Genomic DNA, 16,205 nt, shown 5'->3' with positions numbered 1-16,205 from the left:
GACCCCTGGATTGCTTCGCTGCGCTCGCAATGACGATGGTGGCTCCTCAGGATGAGGGTTGAGACAAGCGAAAGAGAAGCGCCTCGCGCTGCCTGCCATGACCGAAACCGCCCCGACGACCCTTGCCGACCTGCGCAGCGAGATCGACCGCATCGATTCCACAATGCACGCGCTGCTGATGGAGCGCTCCTCGATCATCGAGACGCTGATCGCGGTGAAGAAGACTCAAGTGTCGGGCTCGGCCTTCCGGCCTGGCCGCGAGGCCGACATCATGAAGCGCCTCGCGCTCTCGCATCGCGGCCTGCTGCCGCTCGACACGATCGAGAGCATCTGGCGCACGATCATCGCGACCTTCACCTATGTGCAGGCCAACTATTCCGTTCATGCCGACGTCTCCGGCGGCGACGCGGCGATGCGCGATTCCGCCCGCTTCCATTTCGGCTTCACCGTGCCCTTCGTCACCCACGAGGACGCGCAGGCGGTCATCTCGGCGGTGGCCGAGTCGGCCGGCGATCTCGGTATCTTCCGCATGGACCTCGGCGCCAGCGCCGGTGTCTGGTGGCGCGACCTGATCGGCTCCGATAGGCCAAAGATCATCGCGCGCCTGCCCTTCATCGAGCGGCGCGACCATCCGGCCGGCACGCCGGTCTACTGCATCGCCAAGCCGCTGGCCGACGCCGCCGTGCGCGAGATCGTGCTCTATGCTGCCAGGGTCGAGCGCTGGTCGGACGCTCTGCGCGCCGGCCTGGCCCAGCATCTGGCGGAGGTCTCCGCCAGCGCCGCCGACGGCTCGCATCTCTCGCTGCTCGTCGCTGCCTCCGGCGAGTCGGACCAGGCCGCGATCCGCGCCGCGCTCGCGCCCGCGGGCCTCAGCGACTTCGCCGAGATCGGCAGCCACGCTGCCCGCTTCGCCTTCAAGCCCACCCGCTGATCTTCAAACCGACATTCCTGCAAGGTCCACGCTCATGACCACGCCTGCGTCCCGCCCCGTCCCGCGCCCCGGCGTCCTCGACATCCAGGCCTATGTGCCCGGCAAATCGGCCGCCCCGGCCGGCGTGAAGCTGCACAAGCTTTCCTCGAACGAGACCCCGCTCGGCCCCAGCGCCAAGGCGGCCGAAGCCTATGGCGCGCTCGCCAGCAAGCTCGAATTCTACCCCGACGGCTCCGCGACGCAGCTGCGCCAGGCGATTGCCGGCCGCTACGGGCTCGACGCCGCCCGCATCATCTGTGGCTCGGGTTCGGACGAGCTGCTCTCGCTGCTCACCAACGCCTATATCGGCCCCGGCGACGAGGGCGTCTTCACCGAGCACGGCTTCCTGGTCTACCGCATCGCCATCATGGCGGCGGGCGGCAAGCCGGTGGTCGTGCCCGAGACGGACTTCACCGCCGATGTCGATGCCATCCTGGCGGCCGTGACGCCCAGGACGAAGATCGTCTACCTCGCCAACCCCAACAACCCGACCGGCACCTATTTGCCCTTCGACGAGGTCAAGCGCCTGCATGCCGGCCTGCCGGCGAACGTGCTGCTGGTGCTCGACGCCGCCTATGCCGAATATGTCCGCCGCAACGATTATGCCTCGGGCCTCGAACTGGTCGCGACCAGCGAGAACGTCGTGATGACCCGGACCTTCTCGAAGATCTACGGCCTCGCCAACCTGCGCCTCGGCTGGCTCTACGGACCCGCCCATCTCGTCGATGCGCTCAATCGCATCCGCGGCCCGTTCAACGTCAACGGCGCCGCGATCGAGGCTGGCAGCGCCGCGATTGCCGACGAGGCCCATGTTGCCGCCGCGATCGAGCACAACGACAAGTGGCTGGCCTGGACCACGGCCGAGCTGGAGAAGCTCGGACTTTCAGTCACGCCCTCGGTCGGCAACTTCATCCTGATCCACTTCCCCAAGGACGCGGCCAAGAGCGCCAGGGAGGCCGACGCCTTCCTGACCCAGCGCGGCCTGATCCTGCGCGCCGTCGCCGCCTACGGCCTACCGGATGCCCTGCGCATGACCATCGGCTCGGAAGAGGCGAACCGGCTCGTCGTCGCGGCCCTGGCCGAGTTCCTGGGCAAGGCGGCGTGACGGCGCCGTCGGAAAGCTTCGCGCCGCGCCGCGACGAGCCGCTCTTCGGCCGGCTCGCCATCATCGGCATCGGCCTGATCGGCTCCTCGATCGCCCATGCCGCCAAGGAGCTCAACCTCGCCGGCCGCATCGTGCTTAGCGACCGCGACGAGGCCGTGCGCACCCGCGCCCGCGAGCTCGACCTCGGCCACGAGATCGCGGATACCGCGGCCGAGGCGGCGCGCGACGCCGACCACGTCATCCTCTGCGTCCCGGTCGGCGCTTGCGGCGCGGTCGCGGCGGAGATCGCGGCGAGCCTGAAGCCGGGCGCCATTCTCTCGGATGTCGGCTCGGTCAAGAACGCGGTGGTCGAGGCCGTTCTGCCGCATGTGCCCGAGGGCGTGCATCTCGTCCCGGCCCATCCGGTCGCGGGCACCGAGAATTCCGGCCCCGATGCCGGCTTCCCCAGCCTCTTCCTCAACCGCTGGTGCATCCTGACCCCGCCTGAGGGGACCGATGCCGGCGCAATCGCCAGGACCCGGCATTTCTGGGAGGGCATGGGCGCGCTGGTCGAGGTCATGACCGCGCAGCACCACGACCTCGTGCTCGCCATCACCAGCCATCTGCCGCACCTGATCGCCTACAACATCGTCGGCACGGCCGAGGACCTGGAGGCTGTCACGCAGTCGGAGGTGATCAAGTTCTCGGCCGGCGGCTTCCGCGACTTCACCCGCATCGCGGCCTCCGACCCGACCATGTGGCGCGACGTCTTCCTGCACAACAAGGAGGCGGTGCTGGAGATGCTCGGCCGCTTCAGCGAGGATCTGTCGATCCTGACGCGAGCCATCCGCTTCGGCGATGGCGAGACCTTGCACAAGCACTTCACCCGCACCCGCGCCATCCGCCGCGGCATCATCGCGCTCGGCCAGGAAAAGCCCGAGACCGAAAAGCTGCGCAAACCCTGACGGGAGCGCGTCCATTCCGTCGGTTTTGTCCGCTTCGTTCTTGCCAAGAATCGGCCGGGCTGGTAGAGCCCCACGCGTTGCCGCTTTAGCTCAGCTGGTAGAGCACCTCATTCGTAATGAGGGGGTCGGGGGTTCGAATCCCTCAAGCGGCACCACACTCCCGTTCACCGACATTCGCTGACGTTCACGAACCGGCTCAAAAGGCCGGTTTTTCTATGCTTTCTGTCCACTGACGTTCGGCGGCGTTCGTTGACAGTCGCCGCATTTGTTGGCCCAATTGTTGGACTCCTTGAGGAGGCCATCAACCCGAGGCCAACAGTGCCACTTACCGACGTCGCCATCAGGAACGCAAAGGCTCAGGACAAGGTCGTGAAGCTCTCGGACGGGGAGGGGCTTCAGTTATGGGTGATGCCAACCGGATCGAAACTCTGGCGTTTGGCCTACCGAATTGACGGCAAGCAGAAAAAGCTCGCGATCGGGCCATACCCAGAGATCGACCTGAGAACCGCCCGTGAGCGTCGTGATGCCGCGAAGAAGCAACTGAGGGATGGGAAGGACCCATCAGCCGAAAAGAAGGTCGCGAAGTTGACCGCCGCCAGCGCTCGCGGTGCTACCTTCAACGTTCGGGCCGATATGCTGATCGAGGCCAAAGAGAAGGCCAACAAGGCTGAACGCACGCTCAGCAAGGTTCGGTGGCTGCTTGGCTTGGCACGTCCGGATCTCGGAAGGCGGCCCATAGGCGAAATCACAAGCGCTGAAACCCTCGCGGTGCTTCGCAAGCTCGAAAAGAAAAATCACCTCGAAACAGCCAAGCGACTACGATCCACGCTCAGCGAAGTTTTTCGCGCGGCCATCATAGATGGACTGGTTGTCAGCGACCCAACTGCTGCTCTCCGGGGAGCCATTCAAGCGCCTGTCACGGTCAGCCATGCGGCTCTCACGAAGCCAAAGCAGCTTGGGCAATTGCTGCGCGCAATCGATGGGTTCGACGGACAACCGACCACACGCACAGCTCTTCAGCTGATGGCGATGCTCTATCCCCGGCCTGGCGAGCTGAGGTTCGCGCGATGGGAGGAATTCGATTTCCAGCTGAAGGAGTGGCTGATCCCCGCAGACCGCATGAAAATGCGTATCGAGCATTACAAGCCGCTGCCTCACCAGGCGATAGTGCTGCTGGAGGAATTGCGCGACGCGACCGAGCCTCTTCGCGACGATGCGCAGTCCGCTTTGCTTTTTCCATCGATGCGCTCGACCAAGCGTCCGATGAGTGAGAATACCCTGAACGCCGCCCTGCGGCGCTTGGGATACGCCAACGAAGAGCACGTGGCTCACGGTTTTCGTTCCAGCGCGTCAACGCTGCTCAACGAGTCGAAGCTATGGCACGCCGATGCCGTCGAGCGCTCGTTGGCCCACGAGGAGCCGAATAAGGTACGGCGTGCTTATGCTCGTGGTGAGTACTGGGAAGAACGGGTGAAGATGGCTCAGTGGTGGGCGGATCAGGTTGACCTGATGCGCGCGGGCGCCAAGTTTCACTGGCCGGCGGAGCGATAGGAATGGGCGCTGCACACACGCTGCCGAATGGCCATGAGTGGCTATCAGACGCCTTTGAGCGCGCTTGGCGCACAATCGAGGATAGTGAGAAGCATTTCCTCGCGCTCAGCCAACGCGTTCCCGACGAAGAATTTTCGAAGGAGTTCGGCGGCAACTGGGTGGGCGCTCCCAATGAAGCCTGGAATGCCTACGATGAATCGCGAAGGCGGGTCGAGCGTTTGATGCGCACGGCACTGGCTTCAGGTCATTTTCGCGCGATGATCCGCGATGCGAAGACCGGCGAACCAGCCGAACTCGCTAACCGCGAACGTTGGATTGAAGCCATTTCATTCGGCGTTCCCGGCTTGAGCACGGAGCTTCATCATTTGACCTGTCCTGGACCTGAAACAGGTGGTGCGCCAGTGTTTGTCCGGGGCGATGAACTGGAGAGGTTCATCCGCCTCCAACTTCCGGCGTTGAACTCGGTTGCGGGTGCAGACTTGATAGGCCGAACGCCTTGGGCGCTGGCCCCCGAGATTGAGTTGTCGAGCTTGGACCAGATGCCGGGCGGCGATTGGGTACTGCTCGCTCAGGCCCTCAGCGTCCTGTCTTTTGGTTATCTCGTGCCGCCGGCAGATATGGCCCCGTTAGTGGCAGCAGCACGCCGGGCTCGCACGGGGGCTGCCCTGCTCGTTCAGGCGCGCCAAGGAAAGATCAAGCTGTTCGGTACCTGCGCGACGGTGGGGCGCCCCGAAGCCATTCCCGTCGCCGTTTTCGCCCATGATCTGGCCGTAACGCACGACGGCGGGGGGGTCGATATCGACCCTGAACGCGGAGATATGGAATCGTATGCAAGGTTTCGGGACGACACGCCCCACGCGCTGAGGTGGAATGATGTCACCGTACTGCGATCCTCATTAAGGAGCTGGGTTTCCGGCCTACTCGATGAAACGTCACCGGCTCCCATGCCAAAAAAGAGAGCGGCGAGCTCGGCCGACATTGAGGCATTGAGAGCCGCTCATTCAGGCGCGTGGCCAGACTGGAGAAGAAGCGAGGCATGGCGAAAATCTAGCCTGCCTGAAGTGTCCCGCGACTCATTCCAGAAGCTCTGGCAACAGCACGCCCCAGACCTCACCCGAGGACGAAAACGCCTAGGGTGAATTGTCCGGCCCATTGTTCGGGTCTTTCCTCCCCGAACAAATGAACAAATCGCGAAGGCGCTGATCCGCAGCCAATTTCGTCCTCACCCGCTCAGTTGCGTTCACCCGAATGCGGGCGATTGAGGACAAATCCATGCACCTCGAAGAGATGCCTCTCGCGTATCCGCCTAAGCAGGCGGCACGGTCTATCGGTATCGGGCTTACCGCCCTTTACGCTGAGATTGGCGCAGGCCGGATCAAGGCTCGCAAGTATGGACGCCGCACGCTGATCGCGGCGCATGATCTGAAGACCTGGCTCGACGCCCTTCCCTCTGGCGAACGGAAGGCGGCCTGATATGCAGCTTGAAACGATGAACCCGACGACGCCTGGCAGGGCGCGCGTCGGGTCCGGAATTTCGCTTAGCTCGGCAGCAAGCACTTCCGAACTTACCACACAGGCCTTGGCGCTCAAGCTGATTTTAGGCCGGGTCACCGTCTCTCAGGCGCTCGCTCTCGATATGGCTCGGCTGGCCGGCCTTCTCAGGGAGGGCCGCTGATCATGAGCCAGCACCTCAAAAGCATCACCGTCACCATCGACGGCGATCCGGCCCCGCGCGTCTTCCGAGGCCGTGACGCTTGGGCGCTCAACAACCTGATTGCTGCGGGCGAGAAAGGCTGCACGCCGATCGATCATCCCGGCCCGCGCTGGTCGCACTACGTGTTCAAGCTGCGCGGCGGCGGCATTGGGATTGAGACGATCGACGAGAAGCATGGCGGTCCGTACGCCGGCAGCCACGCCCGGTATGTCCTGCGGACGCCCGTCACCGTGATCAATCGGATGGCGCCATGAACGCCGTCACCTCCACCAATCGCGTCGGGGCTTACGAGCCCCGCGCCTTCCTCATGGTGACCATGTCTATGGCCGCACTACATCTCGGCCTCGCGACCGACCACCTCGCGACGGACGACGACATCGCGCTGAAACGCTCCCTCGAAAAGTTCGGCGCCTGCGTGAAGGCGATGCTCGACACGGTGCCCGAGGTCTTCGCCGACAAGAACGGAGGCACGCCATGAGCGCGCCTTCTCCGTTACCCAATCGCCGCCCGTGGATGGCGTTCTACGTCGCCGACTATCTTGCGGACACGTTGCATCTGAGCGCCGCGCAGCACGGCGCGTATCTGCTCCTTATCTCGCACTACTGGGTCCACGGCGGCCTTCCGAACGACGAAGCAATGCTTCAACGGATCGCACGTTTGACACCCGAGGAGTGGACCGCCAGTCGCGACACCCTGGCATCGTTTTTCAAGGACGGGTGGCACCATTCGCGGGTTGAACGCGAAATGGCAGAGGCTCGGGAGAAGTATGAAAAGCGTGCAAACGCAGGACGTTGCGGGGGTAAGGCCTCTGGTAATTCGAGGCGAAGCAATGCTTCAGCAATGCTTCCTGAAAAACGAAGCAATGCTGAACCAACCACAACCACATACTCCGTACCTAAAGGTACGGGCGAAACCGCCCCGGAACTGCCGTCGGCAGAGATCGGCCCGCTAGACTGGCGGACCCAGCTTTTTCGCGATGGCGTGTCGATCCTGACGGGGCTGACAGGCAAGCCAACAGGAGCCGCCCGTCCCCTGATCGGCAAATGGCTGAAATCGTCACGTGACGATTGTCGCCGGGTCCTGCGGGTTCTGGTGGACGCCCGCGACGCGAACCCAATCGATCCGGTTGCGTGGATCGAGGCGGCTCTTCGGGGTCAGCAAGCCGTCGCCTCCCACGATCCGAACTCGTGGAGGATGTGATGGCTGATTTCATCCAAAAGCTCGCCGCAGAGGGCATCCGGCTCCGGTCCTACCGGCTCGGCAATCACAAGCTGCCGTGCCCGCGCTGCTCGGCTGCTCGGAAGAAGAAAACCGAGCCCTGCCTGTCGGTCACCGTGTTCGACGACCGCGTGAAATGGGACTGCCACCACTGCCCCTGGATCGGCGGCGTCGGCGGCAACGACTTCCATCCTCACCACCGCAAAGAGGTCCGCATGTTTAACCGCCCCGCCCGCGTCGAGAATCCGCGGCGGCCCGACAAGCTGCTGGCTTGGTTCGCCTCGCGCGGCATCAGCGCGGCAACGGTGGAGCGCATGTGCATCTATCGCTCACGCCAGTGGTTTCCCCAGATCGAAGCCGAAGCCGACTGCATCGCCTTTTCCTACGAGTGGGCGGGCGTGCTGCGCAACGTGAAGTACCGCGACGCGGCCAAGAACTTCCGCCAGGAGAAGCAGCCCGAGCCGGTCCTGTACAACGCCGACGCGATCGAGACCGGCAAGGATCTGATCTTCGTCGAAGGCGAGATGGATGTGCTCGCCATGATCGAGGCGGGTCTGCCGAATGCCGTCAGCCTGCCCAACGGCGCACCGGACAAGCCGGAGCAGTCGGATAAGCGCTACGAGCCTCTGGCGACCCATGCCGCCGAGCTGGAGGCCGCCGGCCGCATCTTGATCGCGACCGACATGGACGGGCCGGGCGAATTGCTGGCGCAGGAGCTAGCGCGCCGTCTCGGCAAGGACCGCTGCTGGCGCGTCCGTTTCCCGTCTGCTGGCGATGCCCAGACGAAGGACGCCAACGAGTGCCTGATGGATCACGGCGCGGATGTGCTGCGCGAGTGCGTCGCCAACGCCGAGCCTTGGCCCATAGACGGGCTCTACAGCGTGGACGACTTCGCGGACAGCGTGTGGGAGATGTATCGTGGGAATGGCCCTCAGCCGCTCTCGTGCGGGCTCGGGCCGGACTTCGATCAGGCGTTCAAGGTGATGCCTGGCCAGTTTGTCGTCGTCACTGGCATCCCGAACCACGGCAAGTCGCGGTTCTTCGATCAGGTCGCCGTCGCGATGTCAGGCCTGCACGATTGGCGCTGGGCGGTGTTCTCACCCGAGACAGGGACCGAGAGCCATATCGCCGACTTGTGCGAGATCAAGGCAGGCGCGCCGTTCCATGCCGGCCCAACCATGCGCATGGATCCCGAGCAGCTTTCCGCCGCGCTGGGATGGGTGCGGGAGCGCTTCGCCTTCATCGACGCCGCCGATCACACCCCGACGATCGATTGGGTGCTGGGGCGGGCCAAGGCCGCTGTCCTGCGCAAAGGCATCCGGGGCCTGATCATTGACCCCTACAACGAGCTAGAGGCTTCACGCCCCTCCAATCAGCAGGAGACCGAGTTCGTCTCGCAGCTCATCAGCAAGTGCAAGCTGTTTGGCCGCGTCCATGACGTAACGGTCGTCGTCGTTGCCCATCCGACAAAGCTGCTGAACCCCGGCGGAGGTAAGGAGCCTCAGCCTGGCCTCTACGACATCTCCGGCTCAGCCCACTGGCGCAACAAGGCCGATGCCGGCATCGTCGTCTATCGCGATTACGAGGCTCGAAAGACCATCGTCTCAGCCAAGAAGATCAGGCGTCAGCCCACGTGCGGTGCGCCCGGGCAAGTGGAGTTCTGGTTCATGGGGCAGGAGCGGCGGTTTGAGGCCGTAGCTGGCAGCTATCGGGCGCTTGGACAGGCAGCATGAGACTCAGCGCTCGCCTCGGAACGGAACCGCCGCTCCTCGTTTGTCCGACGCGCCTCATACCCCCAGCCGTGGGCGCTGGTAGTCTGGGCGCGTCATCCTCCGAGGTGGCGCCGCTTTTTTTGATACCGCTGTGTGCGGAGCGCCCGTAAGGTATACGATTGCTTTGCAAAGGATTGGGGACGGGGCTCAACCGCTTCTAGGAGGTTAGCTTGCGCAAGAATCTGAAACTGAAATCGCTCTTCATGTTGCTCGCCTTCGTAACGAGCCTGATCCCACCGCTGGCCGCTCCTAGTCCTGCTGAGGCGCAAGGTCGCTCCTCAGCACGAGATGTATCCCGCCAGAACGTCCGCGGCGCCAGGCAGGTTCAACGTTCGCATCGTGGTAGCCGCCCCCAGGTGAACCGCTCCCGCGGCCGCTCTCATGTCTATCGCGGACGCTCGACTGTTCGGAACCATAGGCCTGGCCGAGTGGTTGTCGTCCACCCCCGTCGTCACTGGAATCGGGGCGGCGCGGTGGCGGCAGGCGCAGCGATAGGTTTTATCGCGGGCGCCAGCGCAGTTGCAATTGCGGGGCGGGCACCTCGTTCCGGATACTGCTGGTTCTACACCACACCGCAACGCACCACGGGCTTCTGGGATTGGTGCCCGCGATGAAATTGAAGCCCCGTCAGCGTGAGCTGGCGGGGCCTTTTTTGTTTGCTGCGGCACGCAGGCTCATCAACCTTCGCTTCACTAGCGAGCAATTCATAAGTGCCTCCCCGCGGCGATGCGGTGAACGCCCTTCACACCCGCCCCTTACTTATGGTCAAATGAGGGCGTTTGACCTTTGAAAGGTTCGATCATGCCGCGTTTTTACGTCGACGTGAGCGATGGCGAGCGGGCTTTCGTCGATAGGGTAGGTTTTGAGTTCACCGACGAGGCTGAAGCTCGCGAAATCGCACGCTACGCGCTCCCTGACCGGTCGAGCGAATGTACCGCCGAGGATGAGCATCGTCATTTCACGGCGACGGTTCGCGATGAAGCTGGACGATCGATCTATAGCGCTAGCCGTCTTGGCCTTGGCCCTCCGAATCTCACGCTAGTCAATAGCCGTGCGGAAGACGCCGCTTAGGGGCCGGGAGGAAAGCAGGCGCGCCGGAGGCCATCTGAGGACGTCCAGCACCTGCTGTGCTGTCGCGGCGAGCCCTCACATTGGCCGCGTCCTTGGAACTAACGCCCAACATCCGGGTTTGGCTCTGGCGCCGATGTCCCACCCAGTCGTCTGCGCATCCTATCGCCGACCAGGACGCGAGCCGCGGATGTACCGGCCGTCGTCGGTCGGAGGTATTAGCGAGATCGATAGCGACCGTTCGCACGCGCGACGACGGTCACAAAAGGCCCGGAACTCCTCGCGGAGGCCGGGCCTTTTCATTCAGGAACGCTGGCCGGCGTTTGAGTGTTACCAGCGGATTCCTTTGTACCCCAAAGACTCGGCCCCGTCGGCGCGCGCTGGCGGGGCCTTTTCATATGCGGCGGCGCAAAGTTCGTGCTTCAGAGGTCGATGGGCCCACGCGGAGAGATTTTCCCAAGGAACGGTCTTCGTAAGCCGCACCCCACCGCTCACGGTAAGCCGGGAAGAAAGCGCCCGATCAGCCATTGCGTAGTTCGGCACTCGAACGGTAAGACAAGCTTACCCGACTGGACCCGGTGCAAATCCGGGTGGCTCTTTCGGCCGCCGATCCGCCGAACCACGCATCGCCCTTCCTTGTTGGCTTCAATCCAACCTCGATGGCTGGTTTGCGAGACCCGTTCATGTCCCTGTCCACTATTCGCCGGGAACGGCTCCGCCGTCCTGTCCGCGAAATGCTTGCTGGCGCCGTCGCCACCTTCGCCCTCATCCCCGAGGTCATCGCCTTTTCCTTCGCTGCCGGCGTCGATCCACAAGTCGGATTATTTGCCTCCTTCGTGATCGGCATCGTGATTGCCTTTGCGGGTGGGCGGCCTGCCATGATTTCAGCTGCCGCCGGCTCCGTCGCGCTGGTAGCGGCGCCGTTGGTCTACGCGCATGGTCTGCAATATCTGCTGGCTGCGGGCGCTCTGGCGGGGGTGGTCCAGATACTGTTCGGTCTGTTCCGACTGGGCGTCCTGATGTGCTTTGTCTCCAAGTCGGTGCGCACAGGCTTCGTGAACGCGCTCGCAATCCTGATCTTCGGGGCCCAGGTACCGCATGTCATTGGCGGCGGTCCTGCCACCTACGCCGTCCTGGCGGCCGGCCTGGTGCTGATCTATCTCGTACCGCGCGTCACGACGGCAATTCCATCTCCATTGATCTGCATCTTGGTGCTGACCATCGCTTCAACCTGGCTGGATTTGCCGGTGAAGACCGTGGCCGATCTCGGCCAACTACCAAGTTCGCTGCCTGTGTTTGCGTGGCCATCCGTACCGCTAAACCTCGATACCCTTCGCATCATCGCCGGCCCTGCGCTCGCAATCGCCATGGTTGGCCTGCTTGAATCCCTAATGACGGCCAGCGTGGTCGATGACCTGACCGATACGCCTAGCTCGAAGAACCGCGAGTGCTCGGGACTTGGGGTTGCGAACGTTGCGGCCAGCCTATTTGGCGGCATTGCGGGCTGCGGGATGATCGGTCAGACGGTCAGCAATGTGAAGTATGGCGGCAGAGGACGGCTATCGACCTTGTTTGCTGGGGCGCTGCTCCTGATTCTGATGGTCCTGTTGAAGCCGGTCGTTTCGCAGGTTCCTGTCGCCGCACTCGTGGCCATCATGGTCATGGTCTCTATCGACACATTCGATTGGTCTTCGCTGCGCACGCTGATCGTCCACCCCAAGATGTCGAGCGCCGTCATGGCGGCGACCGTTCTGGTGACGATTGCGAGTTCCAACCTAGCGCTAGGCGTAGCGGTGGGCGTGCTTCTCAGCGGCGTCTTCTTCGCCTTCAAAGTGGCGCGGCTGATGCGCATCGAAGTTGAAAACGATGAAGCGGCGCAGCGGCTAACCTTTCGGGTCTTCGGGCAGGTTTTCTTTGCCTCGTCCGACATGTTCGTCGATAGCTTCGACGTTCGAGACGGTGAGGGGAGGCGCGTGTTGATCGACGTATCTGAAGCGCATTTTTGGGACATCACAGCCGTGGCCGCTCTGGAAAAGGTCGTCCAGCGCTTTAAAGCTCATGGCGTGGATACCGAAGTGATTGGTGCAAACGCAGCCAGTTCCACGTTGATTGAAAGGCTGAACAAATCCGAGCTGCTTGGTGAGCGAGGCTAGTTTGCGCTGAGCAAGTGACGCCCGCCTAGCGGGGAAGGACAAACCATCGGCGCGAACTTCGTCCCCACGAGGACGGGGGGTTACAATTGATTTACCAAATTCGCGCTGATTTTATGCAATTCTGGAACGACCAGCTCCATCGCGGACTTATCTCGCAATCAATGGAGATGGATGGCTATGCTCTCGAACTCCGAAACTAAGACAGATTTCTGTCTGTGGTTGGCCGTTATTATCTTGGTGACGGCTACTGCGACGGTCGGCTTCTACCTCCCTCTTCCAATTCCGTGACGGCCGTAAACGCGGGCTGTTGGATTTCGGTCATCCGCTCATCGGAGCCAGACACTTGCTCTACGTGCCCCGAAACTAAGAGCTCTCGACGCCTACTCAGCTCGCGCAACCTTCGAACCTAGTCCCCCGTGAATCCGGTAAAGATCGGATTGACTACAGCCGACGGTCAGCTCACCTTGCGAAGGGTGTTAGTCAGCGAAAGTGTACGCGGCATCGTATTGCGTGCCGCTATGGTGATTGCGGTCGCATTCATGGCGGCCTTTCGGTTGCTGATGTAACCTCTCGCGAGCATTTACCCACGCACGAGGCAATAATCGAAATTACAACGCCAGTGCGCCAATCGGTCGGGTTATTTATCCGCTGACCACCGAAGATAACCGAAATTCGGCTCGCCCATTGCAGCGTCTCCTTTAGCGATGCCGATGCTGTTTCCTTTTCGAACAAAATGATCCGAATTCAAACATGGTGGGTTTCACTATGCGACGTCGTAAGCGTTCTCATCGTAGCCTTTCAATTCTTCTCAATATCAGAAGGCGCAAACGCAAAGAGCGAAAATTGCAACGAGTCGAAAATAAAGCCGGTGAAAACTCTGAGGCAGCGGCCGTCAATGCGGTGCCCAGTGATAAAGTTCACGAAGATTGACTACGCCTTTTCTCAAGAGCGCGGAGCGGGCGTCATGACAGTCAGCCGAGGCATTCAGGGCGTCTGGTTTCGCATGGCCGTGGTCGTCGCCCTGGGCTTCGCGGTTATGATGCCGCTGTTCATGTGAGGCGTCTCTTCCTTGGCGATCGAAGGCAACCCGTCCGCCTAACCCTGAGTGCGATTCACGCGGTCTTTTCAAATCGGAGCAAGATGGCAACGTGGTCGGCTGTTAGGGTGACATCGGTTCTATCGCCATGCAGTCTGATCTCCAACACAGCGCCCTCCTGAAGTGCTTCCCGGGAGTAACGCAAAGCCGATCGAAGGCTAGAAAAAGCCCTTTCGGGGCGGTCGCCAGTCCAATCCGTTACAGTGCATGGGGTCCGATCACACGCCGCGAGAAGTCCCCAAGGATGAAAGGTCATTGGCAAATCCTCCAGCACGTCGCAGGCCAATGATTTAAACTGTCAGCGAATGAGCGGTAGGGCCAAAGGTCTGGGTGATTGCTCTAACGCCGTCATAAACCTCGGGTCACGAATCGTCTCATGATTCCAGTGCTGGCCCGGCTGGACGCCGTTACAGGAACCTCGGGGCTCCGAGGTGCTTATCGCAGGTAGTTCATTCGGCCGTTTCGCTTGGGTTCTTCAGCCATCCTTAACTTCGCTCCTTGGTGAGCACGCAATTGCCTTGCGTACCATTCGCAATCACTGCTCTCTTGGAGCAGCGATGGAGTGAAAAGATGCCGATCCGCTCTATTACCGCTAGCCCTGAAGAACTCGCCGGCATTGGAGCCGCGTTCAATCGAGCGTGGAGTGAGATTTCCGCGAGGGATGCGGCTTCCCCGTCCCGCGAAGCGAGCAAGAAAGAGTGGCTCGCCCACATCGTGCTGGGGCTGTCGGTTTCTGTTCCTCAGGGTAACATTGCGGGGGCCGCCGTCGACCAGTTCGTGGCGACCGTGCCAACTGCACTGCCGCGGTCGTAGGGCGAGACGACCAGTTCTACTTCGCAGGGCCATCGGACTCCGATTTGCGATCGGCCGATCGCTCACGGCGTAGCGGATACCGAGAGCTGTTCGTTGGGCTTCCATCGCAGCCAACGATATCGCGGCCTCGCTGGAACACATTCGAGGTGAGGTGATTGAGGTGATCGAGGAGGCATGCCCATGCCGAAATTCTTTGTCACCACCGATGACGGCGATAGCACCTTCCGGGACGAGGACGGTCTGGAGTTCAAGAACCGGAAGGCCGCGACCGACGACGCCCAACGCGCTTTGGTCGATATGGCCCGCGAGCGCCTTCCCAACGGTGAACGAGTTGCACTCCAAGTCCAGATAGAGGACGAGGTCGGCGACGAGGTCTACCGGGCATCGCTAAAATTCGAAGGTGACACACTCAAGGAAGAAGCCACGTCGGTTCGCTCCGACGAGGAAGGCGACGGAGACGAGCCGCCCACACCGCCAACCTAGCCTAGGCCGGCCGAATTTGCTTTGCGGGTTCTGCCTCACCGTCTTCGCCAGGCGAACATCACTTGAGAGAGCCGGAATGGAATCGCTGCCAAGTTTGTCCGATGGCGCCTCATAACCCCAGCTTGGGGCGCTTGGTAGTCTAGGCGGCGTCATCCTCGGGTGGCGTCGCTTTCGTTGGGCACATCGGAACTGATCTTTCCGCTCCGACGTTTTCAGGTCAGCAACGGACTGGATCCGCATTTGGCTCGGAGCGGTTCAAATAATCTGGGGACCACGATGGCAGAGAAATCCGCGACCACCCCGGCGAATAGCATGCCGGATCTCATCAAGACGCCCCGGCGTCCGGGGCAGCCAGGTGAGCAGCAGCAGAAGAGGCCCGGGCCCAGCCCCCTCTCCGAACATCCCACGGGTCCCCATGCTCCCTTTACCGAAGACGATCCTGACGGCGCGGCGGCCAACAAGCATCGGGCACCTCGAACCCGGTAGCAGACCATTTGTGGCGCTCATCGACGGTTTCGGGCGATCACTGCGACCTTTTGGTAGGCATGGCCTGAGATGGCGCTGGAGAGGCCACCTACACGCTGATCGGCGAACGGAACTGCAGCTGAAACATCGTTCCCCAGTCGCGCCCATAGTGTTCATTATGGAAACTTGGCGCCGCCAGCTCACGCTAGCAGGGCCTCTTTGTCTGCTGCATCGCAACATCATTATGCGCCGAATCCTCGCCTGCAAGGGTCCCGCCTCGCCATGGAACTCCTCTCGTGGGCATGCGTTTTCCACTGCGTCAGCGCATTCAGGACACTTGGCCATGGATGAAGCCCGCATTCGTAGCATCGCCCGCGCGATGTGCCGCGCCGCTCGTCTCGATCCCGATCGGCCCGCTCGATCTAGATCTTTCACGATGATGAGGCAGGAGCCGGGAACCGAAATTCCTCTACCGGCATGGACCTTGTTCCGTGATGATGCGGAGCGCTTTTGCCGCCGCCATTCCGAAGCCGGAGGCCGGATAGAAGGGAGACCGACATGAAAGACGGCCATGGCAATCCTCTCTCAACCGAGCAAGAAGCCGAGATTCAAAGCATGCGGGCCAAGCAACCGGCGCAGGCGGACGCAGCGGGTCAGTACGCCCGATCGCAGGCCCAGCCAAATGACGGTGGCTTGGTGAGCGCCAACCCGGTGGGTTTGTCGGGCGATGGTGACGCCACTGCCGGCAATGGTCGCGACCGTGAGCCGCCAGAGGAGCTGTGAAATGACCAATAGCAGCAAGGCGCCGCCAGTCGGCCAACCACCTCGATCCAGTGATAGCCGGCCGCGTCCC

General features: G+C 62.2%; 16 protein-coding genes, 1 tRNA gene and 1 other annotated feature. All 17 genes read left to right on the top strand.

Translation table 11 applies throughout. The features are described from left to right. Positions 1-97 precede the first annotated feature (97 nt). The gene (locus DWF00_RS16730) at positions 98-931 is read left to right on the top strand and encodes a chorismate mutase (protein WP_114832287.1); all 834 of its coding nucleotides are present in this window, start codon (positions 98-100) and stop codon (positions 929-931) included. A 34-nt stretch (positions 932-965) separates the two neighbouring features. Continuing rightward, positions 966-2,075, top strand: coding sequence for a histidinol-phosphate transaminase (gene hisC / locus DWF00_RS16725; protein WP_114832286.1), 1,110 nt, complete (start codon positions 966-968; stop codon positions 2,073-2,075). Further along, positions 2,072-3,019, top strand: a complete 948-nt coding sequence (locus DWF00_RS16720; protein WP_114832285.1) for a prephenate/arogenate dehydrogenase family protein — start codon at positions 2,072-2,074, stop codon at positions 3,017-3,019. The genes hisC and DWF00_RS16720 overlap by 4 nt, the downstream gene beginning before the upstream one ends. A 79-nt stretch (positions 3,020-3,098) precedes the next feature. Further along, positions 3,099-3,174: transfer RNA gene (locus DWF00_RS16715), tRNA-Thr, on the top strand. Positions 3,175-3,268: 94 nt separating this feature from the next. Next, positions 3,269-4,570 carry a tyrosine-type recombinase/integrase gene (locus DWF00_RS16710; protein ID WP_245974008.1) on the top strand — a complete coding sequence of 434 codons (1,302 nt, stop codon included), beginning with the start codon at positions 3,269-3,271 and terminating at the stop codon, positions 4,568-4,570. 2 nt (positions 4,571-4,572) lie between these two features. Beyond that, positions 4,573-5,709 carry a hypothetical protein gene (locus DWF00_RS29135; protein ID WP_147283827.1) on the top strand — a complete coding sequence of 379 codons (1,137 nt, stop codon included), beginning with the start codon at positions 4,573-4,575 and terminating at the stop codon, positions 5,707-5,709. A gap of 133 nt (positions 5,710-5,842) precedes the next feature. Continuing rightward, positions 5,843-6,043 carry a helix-turn-helix domain-containing protein gene (locus DWF00_RS16705; RefSeq protein ID WP_245974007.1) on the top strand — a complete coding sequence of 67 codons (201 nt, stop codon included), beginning with the start codon at positions 5,843-5,845 and terminating at the stop codon, positions 6,041-6,043. A 204-nt stretch (positions 6,044-6,247) separates the two neighbouring features. After that, positions 6,248-6,538 carry a winged helix domain-containing protein gene (locus tag DWF00_RS16695; RefSeq protein ID WP_114832282.1) on the top strand — a complete coding sequence of 97 codons (291 nt, stop codon included), beginning with the start codon at positions 6,248-6,250 and terminating at the stop codon, positions 6,536-6,538. Then, positions 6,535-6,762 (top strand): hypothetical protein, encoded by a 228-nt coding sequence (locus DWF00_RS16690; protein ID WP_114832281.1) that lies wholly within the window; start codon positions 6,535-6,537, stop codon positions 6,760-6,762. The genes DWF00_RS16695 and DWF00_RS16690 overlap by 4 nt, the downstream gene beginning before the upstream one ends. Continuing rightward, positions 6,759-7,484, top strand: a complete 726-nt coding sequence (locus DWF00_RS16685; protein ID WP_114832280.1) for a YdaU family protein — start codon at positions 6,759-6,761, stop codon at positions 7,482-7,484. Before DWF00_RS16690 ends, DWF00_RS16685 begins: the two co-directional genes overlap by 4 nt. After that, positions 7,484-9,235, top strand: a complete 1,752-nt coding sequence (locus DWF00_RS16680) for a toprim domain-containing protein (protein ID WP_114832279.1) — start codon at positions 7,484-7,486, stop codon at positions 9,233-9,235. Before DWF00_RS16685 ends, DWF00_RS16680 begins: the two co-directional genes overlap by 1 nt. 242 nt (positions 9,236-9,477) lie before the next feature. Further along, a complete protein-coding gene (locus DWF00_RS29860; RefSeq protein WP_114832278.1) occupies positions 9,478-9,888 on the top strand; it encodes a hypothetical protein in 411 nt (136 codons plus the stop codon). A 187-nt stretch (positions 9,889-10,075) separates the two neighbouring features. Beyond that, on the top strand, positions 10,076-10,345 hold the full coding sequence (locus DWF00_RS30130; RefSeq protein ID WP_425453125.1) for a DUF6894 family protein: 270 nt from the start codon (positions 10,076-10,078) through the stop codon (positions 10,343-10,345). 565 nt (positions 10,346-10,910) lie between these two features. After that, positions 10,911-10,966 (top strand) — a sequence feature (sul1 is cis-regulatory element that is thought to sense ions involved in sulfur or methionine metabolism; They are found in Alphaproteobacteria). Between the two features lie 59 nt (positions 10,967-11,025). Next, on the top strand, positions 11,026-12,495 hold the full coding sequence (locus DWF00_RS16665) for a SulP family inorganic anion transporter (protein ID WP_114832276.1): 1,470 nt from the start codon (positions 11,026-11,028) through the stop codon (positions 12,493-12,495). A 1,666-nt stretch (positions 12,496-14,161) separates the two neighbouring features. Next, complete coding sequence (locus DWF00_RS16660) at positions 14,162-14,404, top strand: hypothetical protein (protein ID WP_114853054.1); 243 nt, start codon at positions 14,162-14,164, stop codon at positions 14,402-14,404. A gap of 180 nt (positions 14,405-14,584) precedes the next feature. Continuing rightward, positions 14,585-14,887 carry a DUF6894 family protein gene (locus DWF00_RS16655; protein ID WP_114832275.1) on the top strand — a complete coding sequence of 101 codons (303 nt, stop codon included), beginning with the start codon at positions 14,585-14,587 and terminating at the stop codon, positions 14,885-14,887. A 1,023-nt stretch (positions 14,888-15,910) separates the two neighbouring features. Beyond that, entirely contained in the window at positions 15,911-16,135 is a 225-nt protein-coding gene (locus DWF00_RS29130; RefSeq protein ID WP_147283826.1) for a hypothetical protein, read from the top strand. The last annotated feature ends 70 nt before the right edge of the window (positions 16,136-16,205 follow it).

It is taken from the genome of Allobosea caraganae (assembly GCF_003351345.1).
GTDB classification, from domain to species: Bacteria; Pseudomonadota; Alphaproteobacteria; order Rhizobiales; family Beijerinckiaceae; genus Allobosea; species Allobosea caraganae.
Note: the sequence above shows the minus strand (reverse complement) of the source record. Positions and strands in the feature narration are given on the sequence as shown.